Source organism: Paenibacillus sp. FSL W8-0194, from assembly GCF_037969745.1.
GTDB lineage: Bacteria > Bacillota > Bacilli > Paenibacillales > Paenibacillaceae > Paenibacillus_AQ > Paenibacillus_AQ cookii.
This window is the reverse complement of record NZ_CP150205.1, coordinates 1,844,934-1,870,752: the sequence shown is the minus strand read 5'-3', so window position 1 is coordinate 1,870,752 and position 25,819 is coordinate 1,844,934. Positions and strand designations below refer to the sequence as shown.

Below are 25,819 nucleotides of genomic sequence, written 5' to 3'. Positions count from 1 at the left end.
ATTCGGCGAATCGCCGGCCGGGATGCAGCTTTTTTTGCTAAAGGGCGAGCCCTTCGGCGCGAACTGGGCGCCCCTCACGAAAGCTGCGCCCCGGCCTTCATGCGCCGCGAAAGAACCAGATGGATCACGAACAGCAATGCCATCACGACCGCGCTCGCCAGAAATGGCGACGAATGCCCGAGCCGGTCCCACAGCTGTCCGGATACGACCGGGCCCACGACCATCCCCGACCCCTGGAGCGTAAGGAAAAACCCCCACACCGCCCCGCGCTCCCCTTTCGGAACCAAATGCGACACGAAGGTGTTCCATCCGGGCAGGATCATCGCGTAGCTGATGCCGACGATGCATACGAACAGGAAAACCAGCGGCAGAGAACGCACGATCGAAAAAAAGCTGAGCGAAAAGGCGGCCAGCAGGAATCCCGCATTCAAAAACGGTCCCGTTCCGAAACGGTCGATCAGCTTCCCGCTCGGGATCAAGGCCAGCACCGTAATTCCTCCCCCCGCAATGAGCAGCAGGCTGTACATGTTCGGGGAAATGCGCAGCTCGTTTTGCACGTACAACGTGATGACCGGGCTCAATAGCCCGATGACGAAGGATTGGAGGAACAGCGCGGGATACACCATCCAGCTTACCTTCAGCGTCGTCCGGACTTCGCGCAGCGTCGATTTTACGCTTGCTCCCAGATGGGCGAGCTTCCCTGCCAAGACCGCAAACATGCCCCTGCCCGTTGCGGTGGCGGCCGCGGCCGCCGTTTGGAACGGGATTTTCACTTTCGACGGCAGCAGCAGCGCGACCAACACCAAAACAATACCGACCCCGATCAAAATCAAAAAAGCGGTATGGTAGTTTTTCTCCGTCCGGTCCATCAAAAAATTCATGACGATCGGACCGGCGCCCGTGCCGGCCAGCGAAGCCATTTCCAGCGTGCCCAGCGCCTGCCCGTTGCTGCCCTGCGGCCCCGATATTTCCGTCGTCCCCGTCATGGCGGTCGGCCACAGCGGCGACGTCCCCAGCCCGAGAATAAAACAGGCCAGCGACAGCCAGAACGCCCCCGAAAAAAACGCGATCATGCAAAGGGCAATCACCGTCATGATCAACGCTCCGGCCATCGTTTTCCGGTACCCGAGCCGCTCCCCGATCCAGCCGAACGGGCTCCTGAACAGGTTATCGCCGATGTATTGGAGGGAAAACGCGATTCCGATGGTATGCGCGGAAAGCCCGAGCGAATTTTTCATGTAGACGGGCAGCACGGCGACCAGCAGCGAGCCCTTCATGAACTCGACTAAAAATATAATGATGAGCAGTCCTACGAAAAAAGGGGATCTGAGCCGTTTTACGGCGGCTGCTCCCGCGATCGGCGGCATGGCCTCACATCCTCTACTCATGATTTGCAATAATTCCCCTAAAATAACGCATATTTATAATGTACCCCAAATTCTTCCCGGATTTTCACCGGGGCGCGAAATGCATGCTTGCAATCGCCCCCCATTTTGCTATACTCATCCTTGTAATTTTAACAGATGAAAGGTTGTGACAGCATACGATGGACCACCGCCGTACGCCGCTATTTACTGCTTTGATGGAACACGCGGCAAGCAATCCCGTACAATTTCATATTCCCGGACACAAAAAGGGCATGGGAACCGACGCCGAATTCAGGGAGTTTATCGGCGATAACGCCCTATCCATAGATTTGATCAACATCGCGCCGCTGGACGATTTGCATCAGCCGACCGGCGTCATCGAAGAAGCGCAGAAGCTCGCTGCCGACGCTTTCGGCGCGGACCATACTTATTTTAGCGTACAGGGGACAAGCGGTGCCATTATGACGATGATCCTGTCCGTATGCTCCCCGGGCGATAAAATCATCGTCCCCCGGAACATTCACAAATCGGTCATGTCGGCCATCATTTTCTCCGGCGCCAAGCCGGTGTTCGTGTCTCCGGCACGCGACGAAAACCTGGGCATCGACCACGGCATTACGACCAAATCCGTCCAGCGCGCCCTGGATCGCCATCCGGACGCCAAAGCGGTCCTGGTCATTAACCCGACGTATTTCGGCGTATGCGCCAATTTGAAGGAAATCGTCGACCTGGCCCACAGCCGCAACGTGCCCGTCCTCGTCGACGAAGCCCACGGCGTGCTCATTCATTTCCATGAGGACCTGCCAATGTCGGCCATGGAAGCCGGCGCCGATATGGCGGCAACGAGCGTTCACAAACTCGGGGGATCCATGACGCAGAGCTCGGTGCTCAATCTGAATACGAAACACGGTTTCGTCAATCCGCAGCGCGTGCAAACGATCATCAGCATGCTGACGACGACCTCGACCTCGTACCTGCTGCTGGCCTCGCTGGACACTTCCAGACGGAACCTGGCCATTAACGGCCACGCCATGGCGCAAAAAACGATCGAACTTGCGCAAAAAGCCCGCCGCAGCATCAACGAAATCGACGGCTTGTACTGCTTCGGCGACGAAATCCTCGGAGGCGAAGCGACGTTCGATTACGACCCGACCAAGCTGACGATTCACGTTCGCCATTTGGGCATCACCGGTTACGAAACGGAAAACTGGCTGCGAGAGCACTACAACATCGAAGTGGAACTGAGCGACATGTACAACATCCTCTGCCTGATCACCCCGGGCGATAACGAGGAAACAGTATCGATCCTGCTTTCCGCGCTCCGCAAGCTGTCGGAGACGTATCACAAAGTGAACGAGGCCAACGAATTGATCGTCAAAATCCCGGAAATCCCTCAGCTCTCCCTCATCCCAAGGGATGCTTTCTACGGGGACACCGAGGTGATTCCGTTCAAGGAATCCGCCGGCCGGATCATCGCCGAGTTCATCTACGTGTACCCGCCCGGAATCCCGATCCTGCTGCCCGGCGAAGTCATTTCCCAGGACAACATCGATTACATCATCGACCACGTCGACGTCGGCCTGCCCGTGAAAGGACCGGAAGACCGTTACATCAAAAACGTCAAAGTGATCGTGGAAACCGACCCTATTTTTTAAACAAGGGCGCAAACAAAATAACCCGGTACCGCAAATGCGGCACCGGGTTTCTTTATGCTCTGGAGGCTTCCCGAAGAATCAGTCTTCCTGCTGGGCAACAAGCTCGTTGTAAGCCGCTTCCACGGCATTCCATTCTTCTTCGTCTTCAATATTGTAAAGCATCATCTCATCGTTTTCTTCTTCCACGCGCAGAATGATGCCGTCAGCTTCCGGATTTTCACGCTCGAGCAGCAGCGCATACAAATTCTCGCCAACGTCAAACGTTTCAACAAGAACCATCTCTACATCGTTGCCTTGCTCGTCGGTCAGCGTCAAAACAAACTCTTCATGCTCATGATCGTGATCATGGTCATGGCCGCATGCATCGCCGTGCTCATGTGTGTGATCGCTCATTACAAAAACCTCGCTTTAGGTTATATAGTCATACCTTCGTATCGTATCATGTCGGAAGGCTGTGGTCAATTTATCCTATTCCAAAAACGGGTTTTTAATTCAGAGCGGTGATTACTTTTTCGGCAACGAGTTCGTAATCGGCTTTTTTGGACGCTTTGATGTAGAATCCGACCTTGTATTTTCCGGCGACTTTGAAATCGTACGTAAAATCATAGGTGCGGAACCAGAAGTTGTCTTTTTGGTTGCTCCCCAAATCCTGCGTCTGAATGTCCTTGACGTGGCCGGACGGATCGGTGATGGCGACCTTGACGGACGACACATGTTCCGCCAAACTGTCGACCTGGCAGAATACGTTGAATTTCAGCTTGCCTTTGTTGACGTTACCGAATACGGTATCGCCGTTGAATAGGAAAATATGTACATTCGGCTTGATGAATTTTACCTGGTTCGAATCTCCGTCCCAAGTCACCACGCCGTTAAACTCCCGGATGGGCACGTAGGTCTTGCCGTCGATCACGTAACCGCCGTCCTGCACTTCCTGACCGTTGATCCAAACCTTGATCTTCTGGGTCACCGAATCCGCGAACATGACGGAGCCCCCCATCAGGGAGAAGGCAAAGACGCATACCAAAATCTTTTTCCAGCTTCTCATCCTTTCATTCCCTCCATTTCCTTCATGCTGTTGTATATATATACTAAAAGTAAGTGTGCAAGTTGCGGTCGGAACTTCCCTTTATCAGGTTAAATTTTTGAAACCAAAATTTCAGGTCTCTGTCTTAAGTTGCAAAATCCTCGCATTAAAAATAGCCCGCCGTGTCTCTCTTCCTCGCCAGCACGAAAAAACCTGCGTAAACACGCAGGTTGCCCTTGACCAAATAACGGTTAATTCACTTTCGTTAGTATGCAAGGCACGCCTTTGCCGACGGCGCCCGGCTCCCTCATGCGGGCGGCGTAAGCCATTCCGCGCGCGCATGGCGTTTTGCACGCCTCGCACACCTCCGACGTCACCAGCCTCATGCCTTTATGCACTTTTTCCCCTTTAGCTTGCGCCGGTTTTTTGCCTTTTGACTTGACCATGCCTGATTCCCCATTTCCTAAAAGCCTTTGCTGCATTGTATGGAGAACAAACCGAAAGTGGAACCTATGGTATATAATGATTTCTGAGACATCACGGGAGGTGTATTCCTTGAATTTGGAACTGCAAATGATCGGCACCGGCAGCGCCTTTGCCAAAACCTACTTCAACAACAACGCCCTGCTTACGGACGGGGCCTTCACCCTTCTCATCGATTGCGGGGTCACCGCTCCGCTTGCGCTGCACCGGCTCGGCAAATCCTTCGAAGACGTGGACGCCGTCCTCATTACCCATATCCACGCGGATCACGTGGGCGGACTGGAGGAGCTCGCGTTTAAGATGAAATTCACCTACAAGCGCAAAATCAAACTGTACATAGCCGAGACGCTGGTCACGGTGCTCTGGGAGCATTCGCTCCGGGGAGGACTTTACCAGGAGGGGGAGATCACATGCCTTGAGGATCTGTTCGAGGTCTGCCCGCTCGCGCCTGATCAGGCCTACGACATTTCCGAGCATATCCGGATCGAACTGATTCCGACCAGACATATCCCCGGCAAAAACAGCTATTCCCTGTTTATAAACGAACGGCTGTTTTACAGCGCGGATATGGTCTATGATCCCGGACTGCTGCAGCAGCTTGTCGAGCGGCGCGGCTGCCGCATGATTATGCACGACTGCCAGCTTGAAGGCCCGGGCGAAGTTCACACGACGCTTGACGAACTGATGAGACTGCCGGAGCAAATCCGCAGCATGACCTATCTGATGCATTACGCGGACAACAAAGACGACTTCATCGGCAAAACCGGGGGCATGGCGTTTATCGAACAGGGGCGCATATACCCGGTTTAATCCGTCCCTGCACGGCAAAAAGCCGGTACAAGCATATACCATGCTTGCACCGGCTTTTTTTAGCTTGCCGTCTTATTCAAAACGGGGCAAATTATCCAAATTGTTCGATGGATCGCCATCCGCGTCGCCGCGAATATACATTTCCCCGTCTCTTCCTTTAAACACGTTGACGCCGGCAATCGCTCCGGCTTTGACTTCCTGCAGCGCCTCATCGTATTTCAAGACGCGTCCGGTCGAAGTTTTGAAAGCAGTCAAATCGCCGTCGCCGTTTTTTTGCACGGCGATAAACGTTTCACGGCCTGGATTTCCCATGGTGATCCGCTCCTTTACGCGTGAGATGCCCCAAAATGCGGGCATGGTTTAGCATCTCCCGGCAATGAAGCCTTTATTCGCCTTACAGCGTTTTTTTCATGCGGACATGGGGAATGCCGGCATCGTCGAAGGGCTCTTTGGAAATCGTCTCGTAACCGAGCTTTGCGTAAAAACCTTCGGCTTGGCATTGCGCGTCCAAAAGGGCATAGGCAAGCCCCAGCTCGCGAGCGCGGTTTTCGAGCGCCATCAGCAGAATGCGGCCGTAGCCGCCTTGACGATGCTCCTTAAGCACGGCGATCCGCTGCATTTTTGCCGTTTCGTTGTTGTAGTAAATCAAACGCCCCGTGGCGACGTAGTCCCCGTTTTCATCCTGCACCAACAGATGGTGCACGTTGTCGCTGATCGTATCGAACTCGTCGACTTCAAGGTCCAGGGGAACGTTTTGTTCTTCGACGAATACCTTTTTCCGGATGTCCAGTCCCTGCTGCAGCAGTTCCGGCGTCGTTACAGTGATGATTTCGGCAGCCATGATGAAACCTCTCTTTCGTCTTTCGTTGTGTCCGTTTTACCGCTTCCATTGCCAAAAACACGGTTCGATTATTATACAAAAAAATGAATTTCATGTATAGTGGAGGTATATCGCGGAGAGGAGCCGGATGGGCCATATGGGAATGGGATTTACGATCTTTCTTTGCGCAGTCATGTCGGCCGTGCTGATCTATTCTTTTATTTATGTGACAAAAAAGGGCTATTCCCGCAAATGGGATGAAGAATAAAAAGAGGCAGCGGCCGCTGCCTCTTTTGCCTGCTGCCGCATGACTACGGGGGCGTAATTTCTCCCTTGGAATACACGTCTTCCGGAACCGAAGGGTCGTAGATATCTATCATGACCGGAGAGTCATCGCCGCGATCCGCGCTGGACTGAAACGCCGAACAGCCCGACAGCAGCACGATCAGACAGCAGCCCAAAATTTTGTACCGCCATGTTTTTGGCATGAGAGGCCACTCCTTTAGCCGGTTTTTACTGAGTTATTTAACCTTTTTGCCCGTTTCGAAACGCCCATCGCTGGACCACGGGCTTTGTCATCAGTTTTCCCGGGTTTTGCCATGATCTATTCATGGATTTCAATCATATGAAAATTTTATTTCGCGATGCATGTTTTTGAAAAAAAGTTGTTGACACTCCTCTTCTTCCCTGGTAATATATAAATTGTTCTTCGATACGATCTGCTAGCTCAGCTGGGAGAGCACCATCTTGACAGGGTGGGGGTCAGTGGTTCGAGCCCACTGCAGATCATCTCCAGAAGCCTTGGTATACCAAGGCTTCTTTTATTTTGTCCTCAGGAATATGCCCACTGTAAAACTTGCATTGGGGAGCGGAATGAGCCCCTTCCATATAAAATTAGCAGTATCTTATATTTTTGCGGAAATATTGATACATAGTATTTTTATAACGAGCAAAACTATTAAAATTTCATATAATATACCATCTTTGAAAAGGAGGTATATTTGTATGTCCATTCAAAACTCGCTGTGCTCAAAGTTCGCAAGCATTTTAGGCGGGACGGCGGAAGTGGCAAATGGCGTTTGTACCGTGACAAGAGTTCGCAGCAACCTTCAACCGTTGATTCAAGGGAGAAGAACAAAATCGGTTCTGGCCATCGCTGCTTTTTTCTCGTTTGAAGACCTGGACAGCCGCGGAAATGCGCTCAATTTGGGTGAAACCGTTATTTTGCAGGAAGAAATTAATCCGTTCGTCTCCGCACTCCGCCAGCGCGGAATTGAAGTCACAGCGATACACAATCACTGGCTGTTAACGAACCCCGTACTCATGTTCATCCATTTCAAGTCCATTGAGCCGCCGCTTGTCTTCGCCCAGAAATCGGCCGAAGCGTTTCGGGTGCTGACTACCCGAACGATACGGCCAAGCAGATCCAGTGGCGAACATCGCTCTAATGGATCAAGCCAAGGAAGCTTATCCAGCAGCAGATTCTATGGCACAAACAGACCTAAACGGTCCGGCGTTCAAAGCAGAACAAGAACCACTCAAAGACCACGCGTCGCCAATCGAAGTCTGGTCACGAAAAAACCTCGTGTGATGAACAGAGCTTTAAGATCCAATAAGCGATTTTCATGATACCAAATGAAGGTATGGGATTAACGGTTCACTAAGCAAAATCTAAAAATGCACCATTGAAGGAAGTGCTTCTGGCAAGCACTTCTTTTTCCTTTCCTCTGTTTTTTGGTATAACTATTTGTTCCTTCTTGCGTTTTATATGCAAAGGAGTGATTCGTATGTCTTGGATATTGTGGGGGGTTATCATGATCACATGCGGCATGTTTACGATCAAAAGACCGGATACGAGATGGTTCGGCGGATTCGGCGATCCCTACGCAACCGATAAACGGTTATGGTTTACGCGTTTGCATGGAATATTAACGTTAATTGCGGGTGTATTTCTCATTGTGTATGCTTTATGTAAAATCCTATTTTCAACCGCATGAATGTGCTCCGTCTTGGAGGTCGGCAAAACCAAAAGGACCGGCAATCTGGCCGGCCCCTTCGCTTGAATTCTTCTATTTTTTCTCGACGATGCGGTTTTCCGTTTTCGGACTGATCACTTTGACCTTCTCCAGATATTCTTCCACGACGTCATAGAACGTATATCCGGTGTTCAGCACTTCATCTTTTTTCAGCATCGAATATCCGTCCCCGCCCGACGTAATGAAGTCGTTTGTCGCCACGGTGTACGTTTTGTTCGGGTCAAGCGGCTGGCCTCCAATTTTCACTTCCAGGACGCGCTCCCCTACCGGCTTCGTCACGTCGTAGACGTAGGACAATCCGCCGACCTGCAGGAAGGAGCCCGGAAGATCGTCTTTTTTCTCCACGCCTTTGACCGATACCTCAAGTGCCGCTTTGATGTCGGCCCCCGTCGCTTTGACCACCGTCAACGTGTTCGGGAACGGAAGGATCGAATACAGGTCCTTTTTCGTCAAGTCCCCGGCTTTTTTGCTGGCGCGGATGCCGCCGCCGTTGACCAAAGCCACGTCGGCTTCGTGCCCTTTGATCGTTTTGGTCTTCTCAATGATCGCGTCAGCGATGAAGTTGCCCAAATTCGTCTCGACCGCGCGCACCTCGGTTCTTTCGCCGTGAAGATCGACTTCGGTTTTCCCGATGACCACGTTCATCGCATCGTCAACCTTTTTCACGACCTCCTGAACCAGCTTCTCGATTTCAGGATCGGCTTTGACGCTTTCGTCGTATTCGACCAATCCGCCGCTGAATCCGACCAAATCTTTATTATAATAGTATAAGTCCACGCGTCCCAGCGATTTTCCGTATTCCCAGTCCTGCACGATATAGGTGCCGTTTACCTTTTCGGGCGTACGGAGCGGCGTATGGGAATGCCCGCCGATGATCAGGTCGATGCCCGACACGTTTTTCGCGATTTCTCTGTCTTTTTCAACGCCGATATGCGATACGACGACCACATGATCCGCTTGGGCCTTCATTTCCGGAACCAGCTTCTTGGCGATTTCGACCGGGTCTTTGAACGTAAGGCCGATGACGTTGTTCGGATGGGTAACGATCGGCGTTTCCTCCGTCACGAATCCGATGAAGGCGATTTTTTGGCCGCCGACTTCAACGGTGTATGTAGGAATCAGCAGGTTTGTGCCGTCCGCCTTGAACACGTTCGCGTTAATCATCGGGAAGTCGAGCTTGTCCCGCAATTTAAGCAGCTGCTCATAACCGAAGTCGAATTCATGGTTCCCTGCGGTCATGGCTTCGTAACCGAGTTTGTTCAGGATCGGAATGATGGATTCGCCTTTGAATTGGTTCGAGTAGATCGTTCCTTGGAACGTGTCGCCCGCGTCCATCAACAGGAAGTTTTTGTTTTCTTCGCGCCATTGTTTGACGAGCGTAGCGATTTTGGCGTAACCGAACTCTTTGTCTTTCGCATTTTCTTGGATGTGGCCGTGCACGTCATTCGTATGCGCGATCGTGATATGCTCCGTAACGGCTTCGCCGAGGGCATTGATGAAATCGCCGCGGGTCACCTGCGTTCCGGAAGCCAGCTTCAAATCGATTCCAAGCGCCTTGGCGATTTTCGCCAATTTTTCGGAGGAAGGATACGTTCTTCCTTGAGCCGTTTCTTCTTTCGTAATGGCGCCTTTCTTAGCGGCCCAATCCAAATAATTGGCTGCCCAGTATCCTTTCGGCGTGCTTGCCTGCTCGCCTTGGATTCTGGCGAACAAAGCGACCGCTTCCCCGAGGGAAATATGCTGCGCCAGCATCAGGTCCCCTTTTTCGAAACCGTTTACAATATGTTTCTCCTGCATCCAATCGGTATGCTGCACCGGATGCAGCGGCGCCGCGAACGCCGACGTGGCGAACAACGTGGACAGCAGCCCCGTGACTACCATTGTTTTCGCTTTCATTTTAAAATTCAAAAACAACACTCTCCCCTTTTTGTTGTATGAATCGTTGAACAAATGTTACGCGATTGAGAACATTTGTTTAAGAAAAAGTATACACAGGGGAATGAAATATGGTCAAGCATGAACTTATCGCCGCGATCTTACTTCTCATCCATGCTATCAAGCGTATTTTCGAGCCTGGAAATGGATTGATTTCTGGAGCATGAATATGTAACATACCTGGTTCGCGTTTAGGCCTATTGTCTTAAAACCTTTAAAAAAGAACTTTATAACCTGCAGACTTTCCCGTATGATAGAACTAGAACATGATTCGATAGTCTGTATTTACAGGAGAATAGTCGCATGGAAAAGGTCATCGAATTAGCCATCAAACACGAGCATACGATTTTCGTCAAAAGCGTGGACGGCAGTACCTTAACGGGCATCCCTGAACCGTCCAACGATCCCGCAAAATTAAAAATGCGCACCCCGCTGGGTCATTTCTGGATCCCGATGGACGAAGTGAGCCACGTATCGCGCCTGATCGCTTTCCAATCCAACGGATGAACGGCGCTGCCGCAGCGATGGGGCAGCTTTTTTCTTGAGCTTTTTTCCCCCGCGCCCTGTTTCGTATCCGGTCCACCCGTTTATATTACATAGGACGCAGCGGTAAAGGTCCATCACGCCGCCTCCCGCATAGGGAAACCCTTTTCGGAACATCCTATGAACCTATGCGGCATCCTTCCGATATCGAAAAAAGGAGTGGATTGGTATGGATAAGCATCGCAGCCATGAGGAGGAGAAAAGATTCCCCGGCGTAGATCCGATTCCGGATCCCGAACGCGAAAATCCCTCTTCGACCAGCATGATCGAGGAAATTTTGGAGGAAGGCTCGGAAGAAGCGGCCAGACATAAAAAGGAAGAGTCTTGACCTCTTTTTGCCGCGGTCCCTCTAACGCATGATCGTCTTCCGCAGTGATTCCCATAGCGAAAAGAAAACCGGTATCCGCAGCGGATCCGGTTTATTTTCGTTTTTTTATTTTTCCTCCGCCAGCAAAGCGTCAAGCCGATCCGGATAATCCGTAATGATTCCGTCCACGCCGGCTTGCAGCAATCTCCGCATTTCGTCCGGGTCATTGACGGTAAACGGGTGATACGCTTTTCCCGCCGCTTTGGCGGCAGCCACGAATTCGGGCAGCACTGCGCGGTGGTAAGCATGCAGCGCGTCGGCCTGCAGCGTGCCGGCATATGCCCATGGTTCGTAGAGGCCTTCCATATAAAGGATGCCGGTCCGGATTTCCGGGGCGATTTGTTTGCAGAGCAGCAAGGAGTAATGGTTGAAGCTGGAGATCACGACCTGGTTGCTCAACCCGTAATCCCGCACCCTTTGGATCACTTTCTCTTCAAGCCCCTCGTAAGGCACGACCCCGTTTTTGAGCTCGATATTGATGATCGTTCCCCCGTCTTTGGCCAGTTCCAAAAGCTCGTCGAGCTGCGGAAGGCGCTCTCCCCGAAAATCGGGATGAAACCAGCTCCCCGCATCAAGCTCCTTCAATTCATCTAACGTGTGGTCTTTCACCCAGCCGGTGCCGGTCGTCGTCCTGTTCAGCGTTTCATCGTGAATCAGCACCAAATGTCCGTCTTTCGTAAGCTGCACATCCGTTTCGATGCCGGTCGCCCCTTGCTCCAGTGCTTTTCTGAAAGCCGCCATCGTGTTTTCGGGACAAATTTTGGATGAACCCCTGTGCGCAAAATTAACGACGTTTCCCATTCCCTTCAGCCTCCCCGATCTACCTTCTCCAGTGATATTGTGGAAAATTAACATAACTTGCTGCTCCATTTCATGGCCTGTTAACAACCATATTCTATCATGATTACAGACCCGGGAAAAAGAATACTTGAGGAGCTGAAAAAACAATGATCGTATTCGACGTTATCGTGCATGGAGAGGTAAAGGAAACGATTCGCCCCATGAGCCAGCGCCTTCACGCGATGCTTGTCCAGGTGACCGAGGAGGCCCGCCGCTTGAGCCGCATATACGGAACGCCCGTTCAAGTCCATCGCCGGATCATTTATTGATGCAAGCGTGCGGACATCCCCCGCCGGAACGCAAAAACACCCTGGCGATGTTTCGCCAGGATGCCAAGTGCCGGGTCATCAATACACGATTGCGCGCGTAATAATGACAAGCAGAATGAAGAGAACCAGAATTGCAGCCGTCGAATGGAATACTCCGCCAGGGTATCCGTAACCTCCGCCAACCACTTCACCCATCGAACTCCCTCCTTCATCCATTGCTCATCCCTAGCGTATGAGGCCTTTTGGCCAATGGTTTGGACGTTAGCACTTCTTTTTTTTGCCTTGAATGAACATTTGCTTCCAGCGGATGCCGTTTGCATGAATAAAAAGCATCCATTTTGGTTAAAGGGAAATAGATAGCAAAAGGTTGCTTGACGTCTATGCAAAACTGGGGGGATTCGCTTGCCGCAAAGCAAATATTTTCGCACTTGCCTTGGGCTGATTTTTGCGCTGTTAATCATCTATTTAGGCTCGAAGGTCAGCTTCATATTCAATCCGTTGGTTCTTTTGTTCAACATTATGATCATTCCGGTCATGCTGGCGGGTTTTATGTATTATCTGCTGCGTCCGATCGTCAATTTTTTGGAAAAGCACCGCTGGCCGCGGCCATTGTCGATCCTGTTGATTTATCTCGTGTTTGCCGGGCTGATCGTGTTGTTCAGCATTCTTGTATGGCCGACGCTGCGTGAGCAGGTCATCAACTTTGCGGAAAACGCGCCTTTTTTCGTGGAAAGAATGCAGAAGCAGCTCGACCAGCTGCAGCATAACCGTTTTGTCGCGAGGCTCATTCCGAGCGAGTCCGACCTGATGAACCGGCTGAGCCAATACTTGAACAAGCTGATCACGGCGGTTACCAATTCGGTATCGGATTTCATCTCCGTGTTGTCCAATGTCGTGGTCATCATCGCTACCGTGCCGATCGTGTTGTACTACATGCTGAAAGAAAGCAGCAAGCTGGGGCCGATCCTTCTTCACCTGGTTCCCCGGAAATACCGGCAGGAAGGCCGCGAAGTGTTGCAGGAGATCGATGCTGCGCTCAGCAACTTCATCGTGGGGCGCGTGCTCCTGAACATCATGCTCGGCGTGCTGATGTATATCGGCTTTTTGATCATCGGACTGCCGTATTCGCTGCTGCTGGCGCTGATCTCGATCGTGCTGAACCTGATCCCTTACGTGGGGGCCGTCATCGCCGCCATTCCCGTCGTGATCGTCGGCTTTATCGATTCGCCTTCGGTTGCGGTCTGGTCGCTAGTCGTCATCATCGTTGCGCAGCAAATCCAGGACAACCTGCTCACCCCGATCATTTACGGAAAAAGACTGGACATCCATCCGCTCACGATTATCGTGCTGCTGCTGATCGGCGGCGACATCTCCGGCATTCTCGGCATCATTTTGGCCATTCCGGCCTATATCGTCGCCAAAATCATCATCGTCCGGGTGTACAAGCTGTTCCTTTCCGAAAAGGTCGAAGATGTGATGGAATAGAAAAAGCGGGCCGCTGCCCGCTTCGAAAGCCGTCTCGTCACAGATTAGGAATCGACCAGTCGATCGGCTCCATGCCGTGCGACTCCAAAAATTCGTTCGTTTTGGAAAAAGGGCGGCTGCCAAAAAATCCGCGGTGTACCGAAAGCGGGCTGGGGTGGACGGATTTCAGCACCAGATGTTTGCTCCGGTCGATAAAAGCCCCTTTTTTCTGCGCATGGCTGCCCCACAAAATGAAGACGACCGGCTTGTTCCGTTCGTTCAGCTTTTCGATGACGGCATCCGTAAACCGTTCCCACCCGAGGTCCTTATGGGAGTTCGCCTGCCCCTCGCGGACCGTAAGCACCGTGTTGAGCAGCAGCACTCCCTGCTTCGCCCAAGGGACGAGATAGCCGTTATTCGGAATCGGAACGCCGAGGTCGCTGTGCAGCTCCTTGTAGATGTTGACGAGCGACGGCGGGATTCTCACCCCCGGCATGACGGAAAAGCTAAGCCCGTGGGCCTGTCCCGGCCCGTGATAAGGATCCTGTCCCAAGATGACCACTTTGGTATCTTTATAAGGCGTCAGCTTTAACGCTTGAAACAAATTTTCCTTGGACGGGTATACCGTGTGCAATTTATATTCCCGGGCAAGCGCGTACCGCAAATCGTTGAAATACGGCTTCTCCACTTCTTCCTTCAACTGCTCGTCCCAATCGTTGTTAAACATTCCCCATTCTCCTCTCCCCTGATGTGCCTATAAATATATGAACCTCAAAAAGCGGCTGCCGACGCATATAAATGCCAAATTCGAGTGTACCACGGCTCGGGAAGTAGGATCAAATCAAAATCAAGGCAAGGGCGAGTTCCCGCCGGATTATAAGTCCTGTGCGCCTGCAATAGCCGCGTGTCACGGAAAGATATAAAAAAGCCCTGGCATGGTATCTTTACCACGCAGGGCTTCCTATGTACAAGCTATAAAAATAGCTCCTCAGCGCAAGGCTGAGGTCTGTGATGCCGAGGACCGGGCTCGAACCGGTACGGTAGTCACCTACCGCAGGATTTTAAGTCCTGTGCGTCTGCCAATTCCGCCACCCCGGCAAATACGGATGAAACTTCATATGGTGGGCCCTGAGGGACTCGAACCCCCGACCAGTCGGTTATGAGCCGACCGCTCTAACCAACTGAGCTAAGGGCCCTGATCAAAGTATGTGATCGATCCATGATAATGGCTGTAATTTGGTTGCGGGGGCAGGATTTGAACCTGCGGCCTTCGGGTTATGAGCCCGACGAGCTACCGGACTGCTCCACCCCGCGTCGTTAAGTCGTAATAAATAGCGACAAGAATTAATATACAGCATAAGTATAAGATACGTCAAGTATTTTTTGCAGGAAATTTATACGATGGGGATGGCAAGGCCAAATACGGACAGGCTTATGGGATGAATCGCACGCCGTATCTCCCTTTGCGCGAACGGAATATCTCCACGAGACGCGGGTCGTCGTAGCCGTAAATCCAGCCGTTTTGCTCCAGCCTTTTCGCGAGGCAGCCCGCCTGGAATTTCGATTTGTATAGTTTGCCGAAATAAACCCATTGCATGTGTTGTCCTCCTTTCAAGCATCATCATCGGTATCGATGGCTATTGTTGCCGGAAGTCGGGCTCGTCATGCATTTTTCCATATTTCTTTGAGATTATTTCGAAATTAATTTATAATATTAACTTAGTTTGAATCAATTCCATAATGCCGTTAGCTGGTTCAATCAAGACGATTACACTCATGTACCGTTTGGTATGTCTGTAGATCGTTTCGTTTACCGTATTTTTAATCTTTTATGAAATTGATTCTGTTTTATCAAACTTTTTCTGGAAGCGAGGAATTGGAATGGCAAAAACACACAGGAAACTCACTCCCGTTGAATTATTGAAAAAATTCATCTTCATCACCGCGGGGGCTATTTTAATGGCTGTCGCGCTCGAGGTCTTTCTCGTTCCGAACGATATCATCGACGGCGGCATTACCGGGATCTCGATCGTATTGTCCAAAATCACGGCGCTCCCGCTCGGCATTTTCCTCTTTATCATCAACCTTCCGTTTTTATTCCTGGGTTACAAGCAAATCGGCAAAACCTTCGCCATTTCCACCTTGTACGGCATCGTCGTCATGTCCGTCACCACGCAGCTGCTTCATCATGTCAGCCCGTTTACGAACGAAAAAATACTTGCCGTCCTGTTCGGCGGACTTATTTTGGGCCTGGGCGTCGGCCTGGTGATCCGGTTTGGCGGCTCCCTTGACGGAACCGAGATCGTGGCCATTTTGCTTTCGAAAAAAACCCGCATTCCCGTCGGCCAAATCATCATGATCATGAACGTGTTCATTTTTATCATCGCCGGTTTCGTATTCGGCTGGGATTCCGCGATGTATTCGATCTTTACGTATTATATGGCTTCCAAAGTGATGGATATCGTGGTCGAAGGCCTCAACGAATCCAAGTCGGTGACGATCATTTCCAGCGAATACGAGGAGATTTCCCAAACGATCCAGGACCGGCTGGGACGCACCACGACGTTCATCTACGCGCGCGGCGGTTATTCCCGGGAAGATACGCAAATGATCTACTGCGTCGTGACCCGTCTCGAGCTGGCCAAGCTGAAATCGGTCGTGCAGGAAATCGATCCGAAAGCGTTCATTGCGATCGAACATGTATCGGACGTGCTTGGCGGCAATTTCGAAAAAAGCGCCATTCACTAACGATGCGTCCCATTCCCGGCACAAAAAATGAAAACCCTCTGTCCTTATGCAAAAAGGCAGGGGGTTTTTCCGTTGGCACGCAAAAAGCAGCCTCGGAAGGCTGCTCTCACGGTTTTTACGCGCCGAATGACGAAGGGTCCGCTCTCCACGCTTGAAGCGCTTGGACATCGTCTTGTTGAATCGTTCCTTTTTCCAGAGCGACTTCCATCAACGCCGTATAGTTCGACAAGCTTTGGTACGGAATCCCCGCTTCGTTAAAAGCTTGCACGGCCTTGTCCAGCTGATAGCTGAAGATCGCCAGCACGGCCTGCGGCCGGGCTCCCGCTTCCTTCACGGCTTGGGCCGCCTTGATCGAGCTGCCGCCGGTCGAAATCAAATCTTCGATGACGATGACCTTTTGCCCCGGTTTGATGCTGCCTTCGATTTGATTCTCTTTGCCGTGGCCTTTGGCTTTATCGCGGATGTATGCCATTGGCAGGTTCATCTTCTGCGCCACCCAGGCGGCATGCGGAATGCCCGCCGTCGCCGTTCCGGCGATGACTTCGGTATCCGGGTACTGCTCGCGGATGACCGCGGCGAACGATTCCGCGATATATTCGCGGATTTCAGGATATGACATCGTCAAGCGGTTATCGCAATAAATCGGCGACTTGATGCCGGAAGTCCACGTAAAAGGCTGTTTCGGGCGCAGCGCCACCGCCTCGATCTCCAGCAAATACGCTGCGATTCGGCCCGGGATTTCTGCAAGGTTCGTCATGCTTCCAACATCTCCTTAATGATTTGTTCTGCTGCCGTTCTCGGCTTCTCTGCGGCTGTAATCGGCCGCCCTACCACAATATAGCTGCTTCCGTTCCGGATGGCTTCTCCGGGCGTCAGAACGCGTTTCTGGTCGCCCTGATCGCTGCCTGACGGGCGGATGCCCGGCGTCACGGTAATAAAATCGGCACCGCATGCCGCCGCAATGTCGCCGGCTTCCTGCGCCGACGCCACGACGCCGTCAAGTCCGGCGGCTTGTGTCAATTCCGCGTACCGGATGACCGCATCCCTCACCGTACCGGGAATGCCGATCTCTTGGTTAAGCATGTCCTGTCCCGTGCTGGTTAATTGAGTGACGGCGATGACGAGGGGTTTATCCAAAGAGCTGTCCGAAGCAAGCGCCTTGCCGACGCCTTCCAGCGCCGCCTTCATCATGTCCTTGCCGCCCGCGGCATGCACGTTAAACATGTCCACGCCAAGGCGGGTGATGCTTTCCGCTCCACCCTTGACCGTGTTGGGGATGTCATGCATTTTCAGATCGAGGAATACTTTGTATCCCCGGGTTTTCAAATCGCGCACAAAATCAGGGCCTGCAGCGTAATACAGCTGCATGCCCACCTTCATGTAACAAGGGATGCCTTCAAGCTCCCGCAGCAATGCCGCGGCTTGCCCCGCATCCGGGTAATCGAGGGCCACGATTAAGCGGCCCGCCATTTCCCTGTAACGTTCATCCATTGATCTTGTCCCTCCCCTACCGTACGGCAAATGCCGGCATGGCTTGGGACGAGAAGTTGATCGTATCCAGCATATTCAGAAGCGCTCTGACGGTATCCAGCGAAGTCATGCATACGACTCCGTTTTCGACCGCTTCGCGGCGAATGCGGAATCCGTCGCGTTCCGGCGTTTTGCCTTTCGTCAGCGTATTGAAGACGAACTGGGCTTCGCCGTTGCGGATCAGGTCGAGAATGTTCGGCGTGCCGTCGCTCAATTTTTGCACCGTCGTCACGAGGATGCCGGCTTCGGTGAGCGCTTGAGCCGTTCCGCCCGTCGCGTAAATTTTGTAGCCCAGGCGTCTGAAGCCTTTCATGAGCTCGACCGCTTCCTCTTTATCCTTGTCGGCGACGGTCACGATGATCGCGCCGGTGGAAGGAATTTTCATGCCTGCGCCAATCAAGCCTTTGTAGAGCGCTTTGGCATATTGCAGGTCGCGTCCCATCACTTCGCCCGTCGATTTCATTTCGGGACCGAGGGTCGGCTCGACGCGGCGCAGCTTCGCGAAGGAGAATACCGGCACTTTGACCGAGACGTAGTCGCTTTCCGGCCACATGCCTTCTTCGTAGCCGAGATCCTTCAGCTTTTTGCCGAGGATCGCTTGCGTGGCGAGGTTCGCCATCGGGATCGTCGTTACTTTGCTCAGGAACGGCACCGTCCGGGAGGAACGAGGGTTGACTTCGATCACGTAGACTTCATCTTGGTAGATGACGAACTGGATGTTCACCAGGCCGACCGTTTTCAGTTCCTTGGCGATGCGCGTCGTGATGCTGACGACTTTATCTTTCAGATGCTGCTCCAGATGCTGCGGCGGATACACCGCGATCGAGTCGCCGGAGTGTACCCCTGCGCGTTCGATATGCTCCATGATGCCCGGGATGACGACCGTTTCGCCGTCGCAGATGGCGTCGACTTCGACTTCCTTGCCCAGCATGTAACGGTCGATCAGGACCGGATGCTCCGGATTGATTTTGACCGCTTCTTCCATGTAGCTCAGCAGTTCGGCGTCGGAGTATACGATTTCCATCGCCCGGCCGCCCAGGACGTAAGAAGGTCTTACCAGCACCGGATAACCAAGCGCTTGCGCCGTTCCAACGGCTTCGTCCACCGACGTTACCGTGCTGCCTTTCGGCTGGGCGATATTGAGGCGGGAGAGCAGCGCTTCGAATTTTTTGCGGTCTTCAGCTTCATCGATGCTTTCAAGGCTTGTGCCAAGAATCGGAACGCCTGCCGCGCTCAGCGGTCCCGCCAGGTTGATGGCTGTTTGTCCGCCGAACTGCACGATGACGCCGATCGGTTTTTCCTGCTCGATGACGTTCATGACGTCCTCGAAGAACAGCGGCTCGAAGTACAGGCGATCCGACGTGTTGAAGTCCGTCGATACCGTTTCAGGGTTGTTGTTGATGATCACCGCTTCGTAGCCCGCGTTTTGGATCGCCCAAACCGCATGCACCGTCGAGTAGTCGAATTCGATCCCTTGCCCGATCCGGATCGGACCAGAACCCAGGACGACCACTTTCTCCTTGTTCGATGCCGTCACTTCGTTTTCCGTTTCATACGTCGAGTAGTAGTATGGCGTGGAGGCCTCGAACTCGGCCGCGCACGTATCTACCATTTTGTATACCGGACGCAATCCCTGCTGCTGGCGGTACTCGCGCACTTCCGATTCCTTCGTGTAGCTGTCCGCGGATGCCAGCGTGCGCAGCTCGGCGATCGCCCGGTCGGTGAATCCGAGACGCTTGGCTTCATACAGCGTTTCCGGCGTCAGTTCTTTTTGCTGGATTTGGGCTTCGAAAGCGATCAGGCCTTGCAGCTTATCGAGGAACCACCAATCCACCTTGGTCAAATCCTGGACCGTTTGCAAATCATAACCGCGGCGGAACGCTTCGGCGATCAGGAAGATGCGCTCGTCGTCGGCTTTGACGAGGCGTTCTTTCAACACGTCCTCGCTCAGTTCCTCGGCGCCTTTCAGGTAGAAGCGGTGTACGCCGATCTCGAGGGAGCGAATCGCTTTGTGAATGGATTCCTCGAACGTCCGTCCGATCGCCATAACCTCGCCGGTCGCCTTCATCTGCGTTCCGAGCTTGCGGTTGGCATGAATGAATTTATCGAAAGGCCAGCGCGGGATTTTGCTGACGATGTAATCCAGCGTCGGCTCAAAACATGCGTAGGTTTGGCCGGTTACCGGATTGACGAGTTCGTCGAGCGTGTAACCAAGCGCGATTTTGGCGGCCATCTTCGCGATCGGGTAACCGGTCGCTTTGGAAGCGAGCGCCGACGAGCGGCTGACCCGCGGGTTGACTTCGATGACGTAATATTGGTAGCTGTGCGGATCGAGCGCGAACTGCACGTTGCATCCGCCTTCGATGTTCAGGGCGCGGATGATTTTCAGGGACGCCGATCTCAGCATTTGGTATTCGCGGTCGGACAACGTTTGGCTTGGAGCCACGACGATGCTGTCGCCCGTGTGGACGCCGACAGGGTCGAAGTTCTCCATGTTGCAGACGACGATGCAGTTGTCGTTGGCGTCGCGCATCACTTCGTATTCAACTTCTTTCATGCCCGCGATGCTCTTCTCGATCAAGCACTGTCCGATCGGGCTGTAGCGGATGCCGGAGGAAACCGTCTCGCGGAGCTCCTCTTCGGTCGCGCAAATGCCGCCGCCCGTTCCGCCAAGCGTGTAAGCCGGACGAACGATGACCGGATATCCGACCTCATCCGCGAACTTCAGCGCCTCTTCGAGCGTCGTCACGATCGTGCTCTCCGGAACCGGCTGCTCCAGCTCGCGCATCAGCTCGCGGAACAGGTCGCGGTCTTCGGCTTTTTCGATGGATGTCAGCTGCGTTCCGAGCAGCTTCACGTTCTCCTGCTCCAGGATGCCCGCTTTCGCAAGCTCCACCGCCATGTTGAGGCCGGTTTGGCCGCCAAGCGTCGGCAGAAGTCCGTCCGGACGCTCCTGGCGGATGATTTGGGTCACGAAGTCCAGCGTAATAGGTTCGATATAGACTTTGTCGGCCATGTTGGTGTCGGTCATGATCGTAGCCGGGTTGCTGTTGATCAGGACAACCTCCACGCCTTCTTCTTTCAACGCTTCGCAGGCCTGCGTGCCCGCATAGTCAAATTCCGCCGCTTGGCCGATGACAATCGGACCCGAGCCGATAACGAGGATTTTCTTAAGTTGTTTGTTAAGTGGCATAATTAACGTTCTCCTTTCGCGGCTGCAGCCAGTTCAGCCTGACGCGGGTTTGCCGGGTTTTGCTGTTTATGTTCTCTGATCATCTCAAGGAATTGATCGAATAGATAGCTGTTGTCGTACGGTCCCGGCGCTGCTTCCGGGTGATACTGCACGGTGAATGCAGGATATTTTTTATGCTTCAAGCCTTCGATCGTTTTGTCGTTGTTGTTGATGTGCGTCACTTCAAGCTCCGTGCCTGCGATCGAATCTTCCTTGACCGTATAACCGTGGTTTTGGGAAGTGATGTAGCAGCGGTTCGTTTTCAGGTCTTTGACCGGATGGTTGCCGCCGCGGTGTCCGAATTTCAGCTTCTCCGTATCGGCGCCGCAAGCGAGCGCGAACAGCTGATGTCCGAGGCAGATGCCGAAAATCGGATATTCGCCGAGCAGTTCCTGGATCGTCCGAATCGCATGCGGCACGTCTTTCGGATCCCCGGGGCCGTTGGACAACTGGATGCCGTCCGGATTGAGGCGGCGGATTTCGTCGGCCGTCGTGTCCTGCGGCACGACCACCACGTCGCATCCGCGGGCGGTCAGCTCGCGCAGAATGCCGGTTTTGGCGCCGTAGTCCACGAGTACGATCCGTTCTCTCGATCCCGGGCTGCTGTATACATGTTTGGTAGACACCGTAGCCACCTGATTCGTCAGAATCGGACTGGCCGCCAGGCGTTCTCTCAGCTCTTCCACCGATGCTGCCGACGTCGTGAGGATCCCTCTCATCGTTCCGTGCTGGCGGATCATGCGGGTCAGCATGCGCGTATCGATGCCGCTGATGCCGACGATCCCGAATTCTTTGAGCAGGTTGTCGACGTTGTATTCCGCGCGCCAGTTGCTTGGCACCGTTTCATGCCGTCTTACGACAAACCCGTTCACGAACGGGGCCACGGACTCGAAGTCGTCGCGCGTAATGCCGTAGTTTCCGATCAAGGGATAGGTCATCGTCACAATTTGCCCGCAGTAGGACGGATCGGACAGCACCTCCTGGTAGCCGGTAATCCCCGTATTGAATACAACCTCGCCTGTTTTTTCCCCTTCGGCTCCGAATGCACTGCCTGTAAACAGTGTTCCATCCTCCAGAAGCAATCTTGCCTGCATTCTACTCACTCCTCTGTCAAATACGTACTTTCTCTTTCTGTTCAAGAAAACGCGCTATGAATCTATCTTGAAAATCCGGGCCGTTATTCAGCCCACACCACTTTTCCGTCCACCCATGTTTTCACCGGCCAGCCTTTCAGCTTCCAACCGGTAAACGGCGTGTTGCGCCCTTTCGAAGCGAAGGTTTGCGGATCGACTTCCCTTTCGGACTCGAGATCGATCATCGTTAAGTCCGCGGGAGCTCCTTCCGCCAGCTTTCCCGTATTCAACCCGAACACTCTCGCCGGATCGGATGTCATGCGGCGTACAAGGAAGGAAAGATCCCATTTTCCCGTGGCCACGAATTTCGTGTAGAGCAGCGGGAATGCCGTTTCGAACCCGACGATGCCGAACGGCGCCATTTCCATGCCTTTGGCTTTCTCCTCTTCGGTATGCGGCGCATGGTCCGTGACGATGATGTCGAGCGTTCCGTCCTGCAGCGCCTCGATGCATGCCTGCACGTCGCGCGGCGAGCGGAGCGGCGGATTCATTTTCCAGTTGGCATCCAGCCCCGGGATGTCCTCGTCCGACAACAGCAGGTGGTGCGGGCACACCTCCGCGGTGACGTTGATGCCGATCGATTTGGCCTGGCGGATCAGGCGGATCGACTGCTCGGTGCTGACATGGCATACATGGTAGTGCACGCCCGTCGCTTCGGCGAGAAGAATGTCGCGCCCGACGTGGATCGCTTCCGATTCGTTCGGGATGCCGACGAGCCCGTGCTTTTCGGCAAACTTGCCTTCCGTGACGCAGCCTTTTTCGACCAGCGAGTTTTCTTCGCAGTGCGCGATGACCGGCATATCCAGCTCGGCCGCCAGACGCATCGCATTTTTCATCATTTGCGCGTTTTGAACGCCCACGCCGTCATCCGTAAAGCCGATGGCTCCGGCCGCCTTGAGCGCGGCAAAGTCCGTCAGCTCCCGTCCGAGCTCCCGGACGGTGATCGCCGCATAAGGCAGCACCTTGACGAGCCCCGCTTCGCGGGCTTTATCCAGCACCAGCTGCACTGTTTCAGGATTATCCGTTACCGGTTTGGTGTTCGGCATGCAGGCAATCGTCGTGAAGCCGCCTTTGGCCGCCGAACGGCTTCCGGTTTCGATCGTTTCCTTATGTTCAAAGCCAGGCTCGCGCAAATGAACGTGCATATCGATGAGGCCCGGCGTTACCAGTTTCCCGGCGGCGTCCGTGACTTCCGCGCCTTCGGCAGGCTGCCAATCGGAGTCCCCGTCGATCAAGGCATGGATGACTCCGTCCTCGAGAACGATATGTTTTTTCGTAAGTTCGCCTTGTTCATTCAACACGCTGGCGTTCTTGATAATATGCATGCTGTTTACCTCCGCTCGTTGATTGGCGCTGTGGCTTCCAATCTATTGTATAATATTCATTCAATTTTGTGTATATTTATTAATACAATGGTGTGAAAATTCCTGCCTTCGCCTACAATAACGCTCTTTCCATGACTGCCATCCGTACCGGAACCCCGTTGCTCATCTGCGTAAATATGGCCGATTGCTCACATTCAACGACTGAGTCGTCGATCTCAACGTTCCGGTTCACGGGAGCAGGGTGCATGATCAGCGTGTGTCGGGAAAGCTTAGCCGCCCGTTCTTCCGTTAATCCGTACTGTGCCCGATATTCCTCTGCCGATTTCAGCATGCCCGTCTCATGGCGTTCAAGCTGAACCCTCAACATCATCACAACATCCGATTTTAATGCTTCATCCATGCTTACATATGGAGCGTCAAGCTCCGGCGCCTGCATGTTCGGCGGCGCGCAGAATTTGACTTCGGCGCCGAACTTTTGCAGCGCCCACAGATCCGACCTGGCCACCCGGCTGTGCGAGATGTCCCCGATGATCGAAACCGTCAGTCCCTGCAGCGTGCCGAACCTTCTTTTCATCGTGAACAGATCCAGCAGTCCCTGCGTCGGGTGTTCGTTGTTTCCGTCCCCTGCGTTGATCAACGGCACCGAAATTTTCCCGGCCAGCTCTTGAAGCACGCCTACCGGCTTCAGCCGGATCACCCCGGCGTCGATCCCCATCGATTCAAGCGTTTTGACGGTATCGTATATCGACTCGCCTTTCTCCACGCTCGATGCCGCAGCCGCGAAATTCAACACCTGCGCGCCAAGCCGCTTTTCGGCCATTTCGAAGGAAAACCGCGTTCTCGTGCTGTTTTCGAAAAACATGTTGGCCACAAACCGCGAGTTCAGGACCGGAATCAGCTTTTCCTCCCGAGCCGCCCAGTAGGCGGCCCGGTCGAGGATGGATTCGATTTCCCCGCGGCTGAGATCCTTCAGACCAAGCAGGCTCCGTTCCTTCAGCTTCGTCATCGTCATCATGGTCATTTCTCCTCCCGGTTTTGAAAGATCGTTACCTCGTCCTTGCCGTCGGTTTCCGACAGCGCCACTTCGATCTGTTCCTGTTTCGAGGTCGGCACGTTTTTCCCGATATAATCCGGCCGAATCGGCAGTTCCCGGTGTCCCCGGTCCGCCAGCACCGCGAGCTGGATCATTTGCGGCCGGCCGCAATCCATCAGCGCATCCATCGCGGCCCGGATCGTCCGGCCGGTATACAGCACGTCGTCGAATAAAATGACTTTTTTCTCTTGTATTTGGAGAGCGTTAAGCTCTTGATTCACGTCCTGGGAGGCTTGCGGATCGCCCTTCTTCTGATCGTCGCGGTACGCCGTTACGTCGATCGCTCCCCAAGGGACCGGCGTGCCTTCGATCTCCAGTATTTTGTCCGCAAGCCGTTTCGCCAGAAACTCGCCTCTCGTTTTGATGCCGATCAGAACGCAGTTTTCAATCCCCTTGTTCCGTTCCAGTATTTCGTGTGCAATCCGTGTCAGTGCGCGGCGGATCGCCGCCTCATCCATAATGACATGCACCTCGTTGCTCATGCCCCACACTCCTTTTTCGCTTAAGGGATATTGACTACATTATCGCCCGTGAACATGCAAAAAACTCCTTGCCGCTCATGGCAAGGAGTGAAAGTCGTTAGACATTTGGACACAGGGATTCCTTTCGTGGACCGCGCGAAAATCAGGCATGCGCATGCCACAAAAGTGAACCTCGGTTCACGTTACCTTGCCAGCCTCACGGGACTGATTTAAAGGTCTTATTCAGATGGATTGAACTGAAGCGATTTGCTTCAAGCTCGTTTCATTCAGCTACAAGAATTATGACAGACGGCCCGCGTATTGTCAACAGGCTTTTGGTCTTCCAAGCCGTTGGTATATTATTCCGGGAGATTGCGGGATTGCTGCGGCTCAGGCCGGATCGCAGCCGCTGCCGGCTCCTCCGTTTTCGGCCGTTCTTGGGCTTTTCGCGGCGCAGGCTTCGAATCCCCGAATATTTCGTTCATTTCCCTTTTGACCTCGCGCAGCGCTTTCCCCGCGGAACGCCCCAGTCCCGGGAGTTTGCTGGGCCCGAACAGCAGCAGCGCCAACAGCGCCAGCAAAATGAATCCCGGCAGTCCGATATCGTTCAACATGTCGTATGAAACCTCCTTTACAGATCGATTAACGCTTTCATGGGTAACGGTTCCGTTTCCGCCTTACACG

28 protein-coding genes and 4 tRNA genes are annotated in these 25,819 nt (G+C 53.3%); 9 read left to right on the top strand and 23 right to left on the bottom strand.

Going from position 1 to position 25,819, the window contains the following annotated elements; all coding sequences use genetic code 11:
* Window positions 1-74 precede the first annotated feature (74 nt).
* The gene (locus MKY58_RS08125; protein WP_339324150.1) at window positions 75-1,388 is read right to left on the bottom strand and encodes an MFS transporter; all 1,314 of its coding nucleotides are present in this window, start codon (window positions 1,386-1,388) and stop codon (window positions 75-77) included.
* A 158-nt stretch (window positions 1,389-1,546) separates the two neighbouring features.
* Here MKY58_RS08125 and MKY58_RS08120 point away from each other — a divergent pair, with 158 nt between their 5' ends.
* On the top strand, window positions 1,547-3,022 hold the full coding sequence (locus MKY58_RS08120) for an aminotransferase class I/II-fold pyridoxal phosphate-dependent enzyme (protein ID WP_339324149.1): 1,476 nt from the start codon (window positions 1,547-1,549) through the stop codon (window positions 3,020-3,022).
* 78 nt (window positions 3,023-3,100) lie between these two features.
* Here MKY58_RS08120 and MKY58_RS08115 read toward each other — a convergent pair whose 3' ends face one another.
* The 3 genes from MKY58_RS08115 to MKY58_RS08105 form a co-directional block, all read right to left on the bottom strand.
* The gene (locus tag MKY58_RS08115; RefSeq protein ID WP_036707624.1) at window positions 3,101-3,415 is read right to left on the bottom strand and encodes a DUF1292 domain-containing protein; all 315 of its coding nucleotides are present in this window, start codon (window positions 3,413-3,415) and stop codon (window positions 3,101-3,103) included.
* A gap of 94 nt (window positions 3,416-3,509) precedes the next feature.
* A complete protein-coding gene (locus tag MKY58_RS08110; protein WP_339324148.1) occupies window positions 3,510-4,067 on the bottom strand; it encodes a copper amine oxidase in 558 nt (185 codons plus the stop codon).
* A gap of 230 nt (window positions 4,068-4,297) precedes the next feature.
* On the bottom strand, window positions 4,298-4,492 hold the full coding sequence (locus tag MKY58_RS08105; protein WP_339324147.1) for a hypothetical protein: 195 nt from the start codon (window positions 4,490-4,492) through the stop codon (window positions 4,298-4,300).
* A gap of 109 nt (window positions 4,493-4,601) precedes the next feature.
* Between MKY58_RS08105 and MKY58_RS08100 the strand changes: the two genes are divergently transcribed.
* Window positions 4,602-5,339 carry an MBL fold metallo-hydrolase gene (locus tag MKY58_RS08100; protein ID WP_339324146.1) on the top strand — a complete coding sequence of 246 codons (738 nt, stop codon included), beginning with the start codon at window positions 4,602-4,604 and terminating at the stop codon, window positions 5,337-5,339.
* A gap of 72 nt (window positions 5,340-5,411) precedes the next feature.
* Here MKY58_RS08100 and MKY58_RS08095 read toward each other — a convergent pair whose 3' ends face one another.
* The 3 genes from MKY58_RS08095 to MKY58_RS08085 form a co-directional block, all read right to left on the bottom strand.
* Window positions 5,412-5,651, bottom strand: coding sequence for a DUF3892 domain-containing protein (locus tag MKY58_RS08095; RefSeq protein WP_339324145.1), 240 nt, complete (start codon window positions 5,649-5,651; stop codon window positions 5,412-5,414).
* 82 nt (window positions 5,652-5,733) lie between these two features.
* Window positions 5,734-6,180 (bottom strand): GNAT family N-acetyltransferase, encoded by a 447-nt coding sequence (locus tag MKY58_RS08090; protein ID WP_339324144.1) that lies wholly within the window; start codon window positions 6,178-6,180, stop codon window positions 5,734-5,736.
* Between the two features lie 290 nt (window positions 6,181-6,470).
* On the bottom strand, window positions 6,471-6,647 hold the full coding sequence (locus MKY58_RS08085) for a hypothetical protein (protein ID WP_156124513.1): 177 nt from the start codon (window positions 6,645-6,647) through the stop codon (window positions 6,471-6,473).
* 228 nt (window positions 6,648-6,875) lie between these two features.
* Here MKY58_RS08085 and MKY58_RS08080 point away from each other — a divergent pair.
* A tRNA-Val gene (locus tag MKY58_RS08080) sits at window positions 6,876-6,948 on the top strand.
* A 216-nt stretch (window positions 6,949-7,164) separates the two neighbouring features.
* On the top strand, window positions 7,165-7,788 hold the full coding sequence (locus MKY58_RS08075; protein WP_339324143.1) for a DUF1259 domain-containing protein: 624 nt from the start codon (window positions 7,165-7,167) through the stop codon (window positions 7,786-7,788).
* Between the two features lie 440 nt (window positions 7,789-8,228).
* Here MKY58_RS08075 and MKY58_RS08070 read toward each other — a convergent pair whose 3' ends face one another.
* The gene (locus tag MKY58_RS08070) at window positions 8,229-10,091 is read right to left on the bottom strand and encodes a bifunctional UDP-sugar hydrolase/5'-nucleotidase (protein WP_339325085.1); all 1,863 of its coding nucleotides are present in this window, start codon (window positions 10,089-10,091) and stop codon (window positions 8,229-8,231) included.
* 342 nt (window positions 10,092-10,433) lie between these two features.
* Here MKY58_RS08070 and MKY58_RS08065 point away from each other — a divergent pair, with 342 nt between their 5' ends.
* Both MKY58_RS08065 and MKY58_RS08060 read left to right on the top strand, forming a co-directional pair.
* Window positions 10,434-10,637, top strand: a complete 204-nt coding sequence (locus tag MKY58_RS08065) for a hypothetical protein (RefSeq protein WP_339324142.1) — start codon at window positions 10,434-10,436, stop codon at window positions 10,635-10,637.
* A gap of 205 nt (window positions 10,638-10,842) precedes the next feature.
* Window positions 10,843-11,001 (top strand): hypothetical protein, encoded by a 159-nt coding sequence (locus MKY58_RS08060; protein WP_339324141.1) that lies wholly within the window; start codon window positions 10,843-10,845, stop codon window positions 10,999-11,001.
* Window positions 11,002-11,106: 105 nt separating this feature from the next.
* Here the strand turns inward: MKY58_RS08060 and MKY58_RS08055 are convergent, their stop codons facing one another.
* Entirely contained in the window at window positions 11,107-11,841 is a 735-nt protein-coding gene (locus MKY58_RS08055) for a glycerophosphodiester phosphodiesterase (protein WP_339324140.1), read from the bottom strand.
* 146 nt (window positions 11,842-11,987) lie between these two features.
* Here MKY58_RS08055 and MKY58_RS08050 point away from each other — a divergent pair, with 146 nt between their 5' ends.
* The gene (locus MKY58_RS08050; RefSeq protein WP_339324139.1) at window positions 11,988-12,149 is read left to right on the top strand and encodes a mechanosensitive ion channel protein MscL; all 162 of its coding nucleotides are present in this window, start codon (window positions 11,988-11,990) and stop codon (window positions 12,147-12,149) included.
* Between the two features lie 78 nt (window positions 12,150-12,227).
* Here MKY58_RS08050 and MKY58_RS08045 read toward each other — a convergent pair whose 3' ends face one another.
* Window positions 12,228-12,344 carry a YjcZ family sporulation protein gene (locus MKY58_RS08045; RefSeq protein ID WP_339324138.1) on the bottom strand — a complete coding sequence of 39 codons (117 nt, stop codon included), beginning with the start codon at window positions 12,342-12,344 and terminating at the stop codon, window positions 12,228-12,230.
* Between the two features lie 207 nt (window positions 12,345-12,551).
* On the opposite strand from MKY58_RS08045, the gene MKY58_RS08040 reads away from it, so the two are divergent.
* Window positions 12,552-13,634, top strand: a complete 1,083-nt coding sequence (locus tag MKY58_RS08040) for an AI-2E family transporter (protein WP_339324137.1) — start codon at window positions 12,552-12,554, stop codon at window positions 13,632-13,634.
* 37 nt (window positions 13,635-13,671) lie between these two features.
* Here the strand turns inward: MKY58_RS08040 and MKY58_RS08035 are convergent, their stop codons facing one another.
* The 5 genes from MKY58_RS08035 to MKY58_RS08015 all read right to left on the bottom strand — a co-directional run bounded on the left by MKY58_RS08035 (window position 13,672) and on the right by MKY58_RS08015 (window position 15,210).
* The gene (locus MKY58_RS08035; RefSeq protein WP_339324136.1) at window positions 13,672-14,340 is read right to left on the bottom strand and encodes a uracil-DNA glycosylase; all 669 of its coding nucleotides are present in this window, start codon (window positions 14,338-14,340) and stop codon (window positions 13,672-13,674) included.
* A gap of 285 nt (window positions 14,341-14,625) precedes the next feature.
* Window positions 14,626-14,711 (bottom strand) — tRNA-Leu (locus MKY58_RS08030).
* Between the two features lie 21 nt (window positions 14,712-14,732).
* A tRNA-Ile gene (locus MKY58_RS08025) sits at window positions 14,733-14,809 on the bottom strand.
* A 41-nt stretch (window positions 14,810-14,850) separates the two neighbouring features.
* Window positions 14,851-14,927: transfer RNA gene (locus MKY58_RS08020), tRNA-Met, on the bottom strand.
* Window positions 14,928-15,045: 118 nt separating this feature from the next.
* Window positions 15,046-15,210, bottom strand: a complete 165-nt coding sequence (locus MKY58_RS08015) for a hypothetical protein (RefSeq protein ID WP_197069924.1) — start codon at window positions 15,208-15,210, stop codon at window positions 15,046-15,048.
* A 284-nt stretch (window positions 15,211-15,494) separates the two neighbouring features.
* On the opposite strand from MKY58_RS08015, the gene MKY58_RS08010 reads away from it, so the two are divergent.
* Entirely contained in the window at window positions 15,495-16,361 is an 867-nt protein-coding gene (locus MKY58_RS08010) for a YitT family protein (protein WP_339324135.1), read from the top strand.
* A 115-nt stretch (window positions 16,362-16,476) separates the two neighbouring features.
* Here the strand turns inward: MKY58_RS08010 and pyrE are convergent, their stop codons facing one another.
* From pyrE to MKY58_RS07970, 8 genes are all read right to left on the bottom strand, one after another.
* Window positions 16,477-17,118 carry an orotate phosphoribosyltransferase gene (gene pyrE / locus MKY58_RS08005; RefSeq protein ID WP_036707599.1) on the bottom strand — a complete coding sequence of 214 codons (642 nt, stop codon included), beginning with the start codon at window positions 17,116-17,118 and terminating at the stop codon, window positions 16,477-16,479.
* Window positions 17,115-17,852 (bottom strand): orotidine-5'-phosphate decarboxylase, encoded by a 738-nt coding sequence (gene pyrF, locus MKY58_RS08000; RefSeq protein WP_339324134.1) that lies wholly within the window; start codon window positions 17,850-17,852, stop codon window positions 17,115-17,117. The genes pyrE and pyrF overlap by 4 nt, the downstream gene beginning before the upstream one ends.
* A 16-nt stretch (window positions 17,853-17,868) precedes the next feature.
* A complete protein-coding gene (carB, locus tag MKY58_RS07995; protein ID WP_339324133.1) occupies window positions 17,869-21,084 on the bottom strand; it encodes a carbamoyl-phosphate synthase large subunit in 3,216 nt (1,071 codons plus the stop codon).
* Window positions 21,085-21,086: 2 nt separating this feature from the next.
* Entirely contained in the window at window positions 21,087-22,217 is a 1,131-nt protein-coding gene (locus tag MKY58_RS07990) for a carbamoyl phosphate synthase small subunit (protein WP_339324132.1), read from the bottom strand.
* Window positions 22,218-22,300: 83 nt separating this feature from the next.
* Window positions 22,301-23,581: a dihydroorotase gene (locus MKY58_RS07985; RefSeq protein ID WP_339324131.1), complete on the bottom strand. Its 1,281-nt coding sequence runs from the start codon at window positions 23,579-23,581 to the stop codon at window positions 22,301-22,303.
* 112 nt (window positions 23,582-23,693) lie between these two features.
* Window positions 23,694-24,596 (bottom strand): aspartate carbamoyltransferase catalytic subunit, encoded by a 903-nt coding sequence (locus MKY58_RS07980; RefSeq protein WP_036707588.1) that lies wholly within the window; start codon window positions 24,594-24,596, stop codon window positions 23,694-23,696.
* Between the two features lie 2 nt (window positions 24,597-24,598).
* Entirely contained in the window at window positions 24,599-25,156 is a 558-nt protein-coding gene (gene pyrR / locus MKY58_RS07975) for a bifunctional pyr operon transcriptional regulator/uracil phosphoribosyltransferase PyrR (RefSeq protein WP_339324130.1), read from the bottom strand.
* Window positions 25,157-25,494: 338 nt separating this feature from the next.
* On the bottom strand, window positions 25,495-25,749 hold the full coding sequence (locus tag MKY58_RS07970; RefSeq protein ID WP_339324129.1) for a twin-arginine translocase TatA/TatE family subunit: 255 nt from the start codon (window positions 25,747-25,749) through the stop codon (window positions 25,495-25,497).
* Between the last annotated feature and the right edge of the window lie 70 nt (window positions 25,750-25,819).

Coding starts and splice junctions, on each gene's coding strand:
- MKY58_RS08125 (WP_339324150.1), bottom strand. CDS start 1,388: ATGAGTAGAGGATGTGAGGCCATGCCGCCGATCGCGGGAGCAGCCGCC.
- MKY58_RS08120 (WP_339324149.1), top strand. CDS start 1,547: ATGGACCACCGCCGTACGCCGCTATTTACTGCTTTGATGGAACACGCG.
- MKY58_RS08115 (WP_036707624.1), bottom strand. CDS start 3,415: ATGAGCGATCACACACATGAGCACGGCGATGCATGCGGCCATGACCAT.
- MKY58_RS08110 (WP_339324148.1), bottom strand. CDS start 4,067: ATGAGAAGCTGGAAAAAGATTTTGGTATGCGTCTTTGCCTTCTCCCTG.
- MKY58_RS08105 (WP_339324147.1), bottom strand. CDS start 4,492: ATGGTCAAGTCAAAAGGCAAAAAACCGGCGCAAGCTAAAGGGGAAAAA.
- MKY58_RS08095 (WP_339324145.1), bottom strand. CDS start 5,651: ATGGGAAATCCAGGCCGTGAAACGTTTATCGCCGTGCAAAAAAACGGC.
- MKY58_RS08090 (WP_339324144.1), bottom strand. CDS start 6,180: ATGGCTGCCGAAATCATCACTGTAACGACGCCGGAACTGCTGCAGCAG.
- MKY58_RS08085 (WP_156124513.1), bottom strand. CDS start 6,647: ATGCCAAAAACATGGCGGTACAAAATTTTGGGCTGCTGTCTGATCGTG.
- MKY58_RS08075 (WP_339324143.1), top strand. CDS start 7,165: ATGTCCATTCAAAACTCGCTGTGCTCAAAGTTCGCAAGCATTTTAGGC.
- MKY58_RS08070 (WP_339325085.1), bottom strand. CDS start 10,091: ATGAAAGCGAAAACAATGGTAGTCACGGGGCTGCTGTCCACGTTGTTC.
- MKY58_RS08065 (WP_339324142.1), top strand. CDS start 10,434: ATGGAAAAGGTCATCGAATTAGCCATCAAACACGAGCATACGATTTTC.
- MKY58_RS08060 (WP_339324141.1), top strand. CDS start 10,843: ATGGATAAGCATCGCAGCCATGAGGAGGAGAAAAGATTCCCCGGCGTA.
- MKY58_RS08055 (WP_339324140.1), bottom strand. CDS start 11,841: ATGGGAAACGTCGTTAATTTTGCGCACAGGGGTTCATCCAAAATTTGT.
- MKY58_RS08050 (WP_339324139.1), top strand. CDS start 11,988: ATGATCGTATTCGACGTTATCGTGCATGGAGAGGTAAAGGAAACGATT.
- MKY58_RS08045 (WP_339324138.1), bottom strand. CDS start 12,344: ATGGGTGAAGTGGTTGGCGGAGGTTACGGATACCCTGGCGGAGTATTC.
- MKY58_RS08035 (WP_339324136.1), bottom strand. CDS start 14,340: ATGTTTAACAACGATTGGGACGAGCAGTTGAAGGAAGAAGTGGAGAAG.
- MKY58_RS08015 (WP_197069924.1), bottom strand. CDS start 15,210: ATGCAATGGGTTTATTTCGGCAAACTATACAAATCGAAATTCCAGGCG.
- MKY58_RS08010 (WP_339324135.1), top strand. CDS start 15,495: ATGGCAAAAACACACAGGAAACTCACTCCCGTTGAATTATTGAAAAAA.
- pyrE (WP_036707599.1), bottom strand. CDS start 17,118: ATGACGAACCTTGCAGAAATCCCGGGCCGAATCGCAGCGTATTTGCTG.
- pyrF (WP_339324134.1), bottom strand. CDS start 17,852: ATGGATGAACGTTACAGGGAAATGGCGGGCCGCTTAATCGTGGCCCTC.
- carB (WP_339324133.1), bottom strand. CDS start 21,084: ATGCCACTTAACAAACAACTTAAGAAAATCCTCGTTATCGGCTCGGGT.
- MKY58_RS07990 (WP_339324132.1), bottom strand. CDS start 22,217: ATGCAGGCAAGATTGCTTCTGGAGGATGGAACACTGTTTACAGGCAGT.
- MKY58_RS07985 (WP_339324131.1), bottom strand. CDS start 23,581: ATGCATATTATCAAGAACGCCAGCGTGTTGAATGAACAAGGCGAACTT.
- MKY58_RS07980 (WP_036707588.1), bottom strand. CDS start 24,596: ATGATGACGATGACGAAGCTGAAGGAACGGAGCCTGCTTGGTCTGAAG.
- pyrR (WP_339324130.1), bottom strand. CDS start 25,156: ATGAGCAACGAGGTGCATGTCATTATGGATGAGGCGGCGATCCGCCGC.
- MKY58_RS07970 (WP_339324129.1), bottom strand. CDS start 25,749: ATGTTGAACGATATCGGACTGCCGGGATTCATTTTGCTGGCGCTGTTG.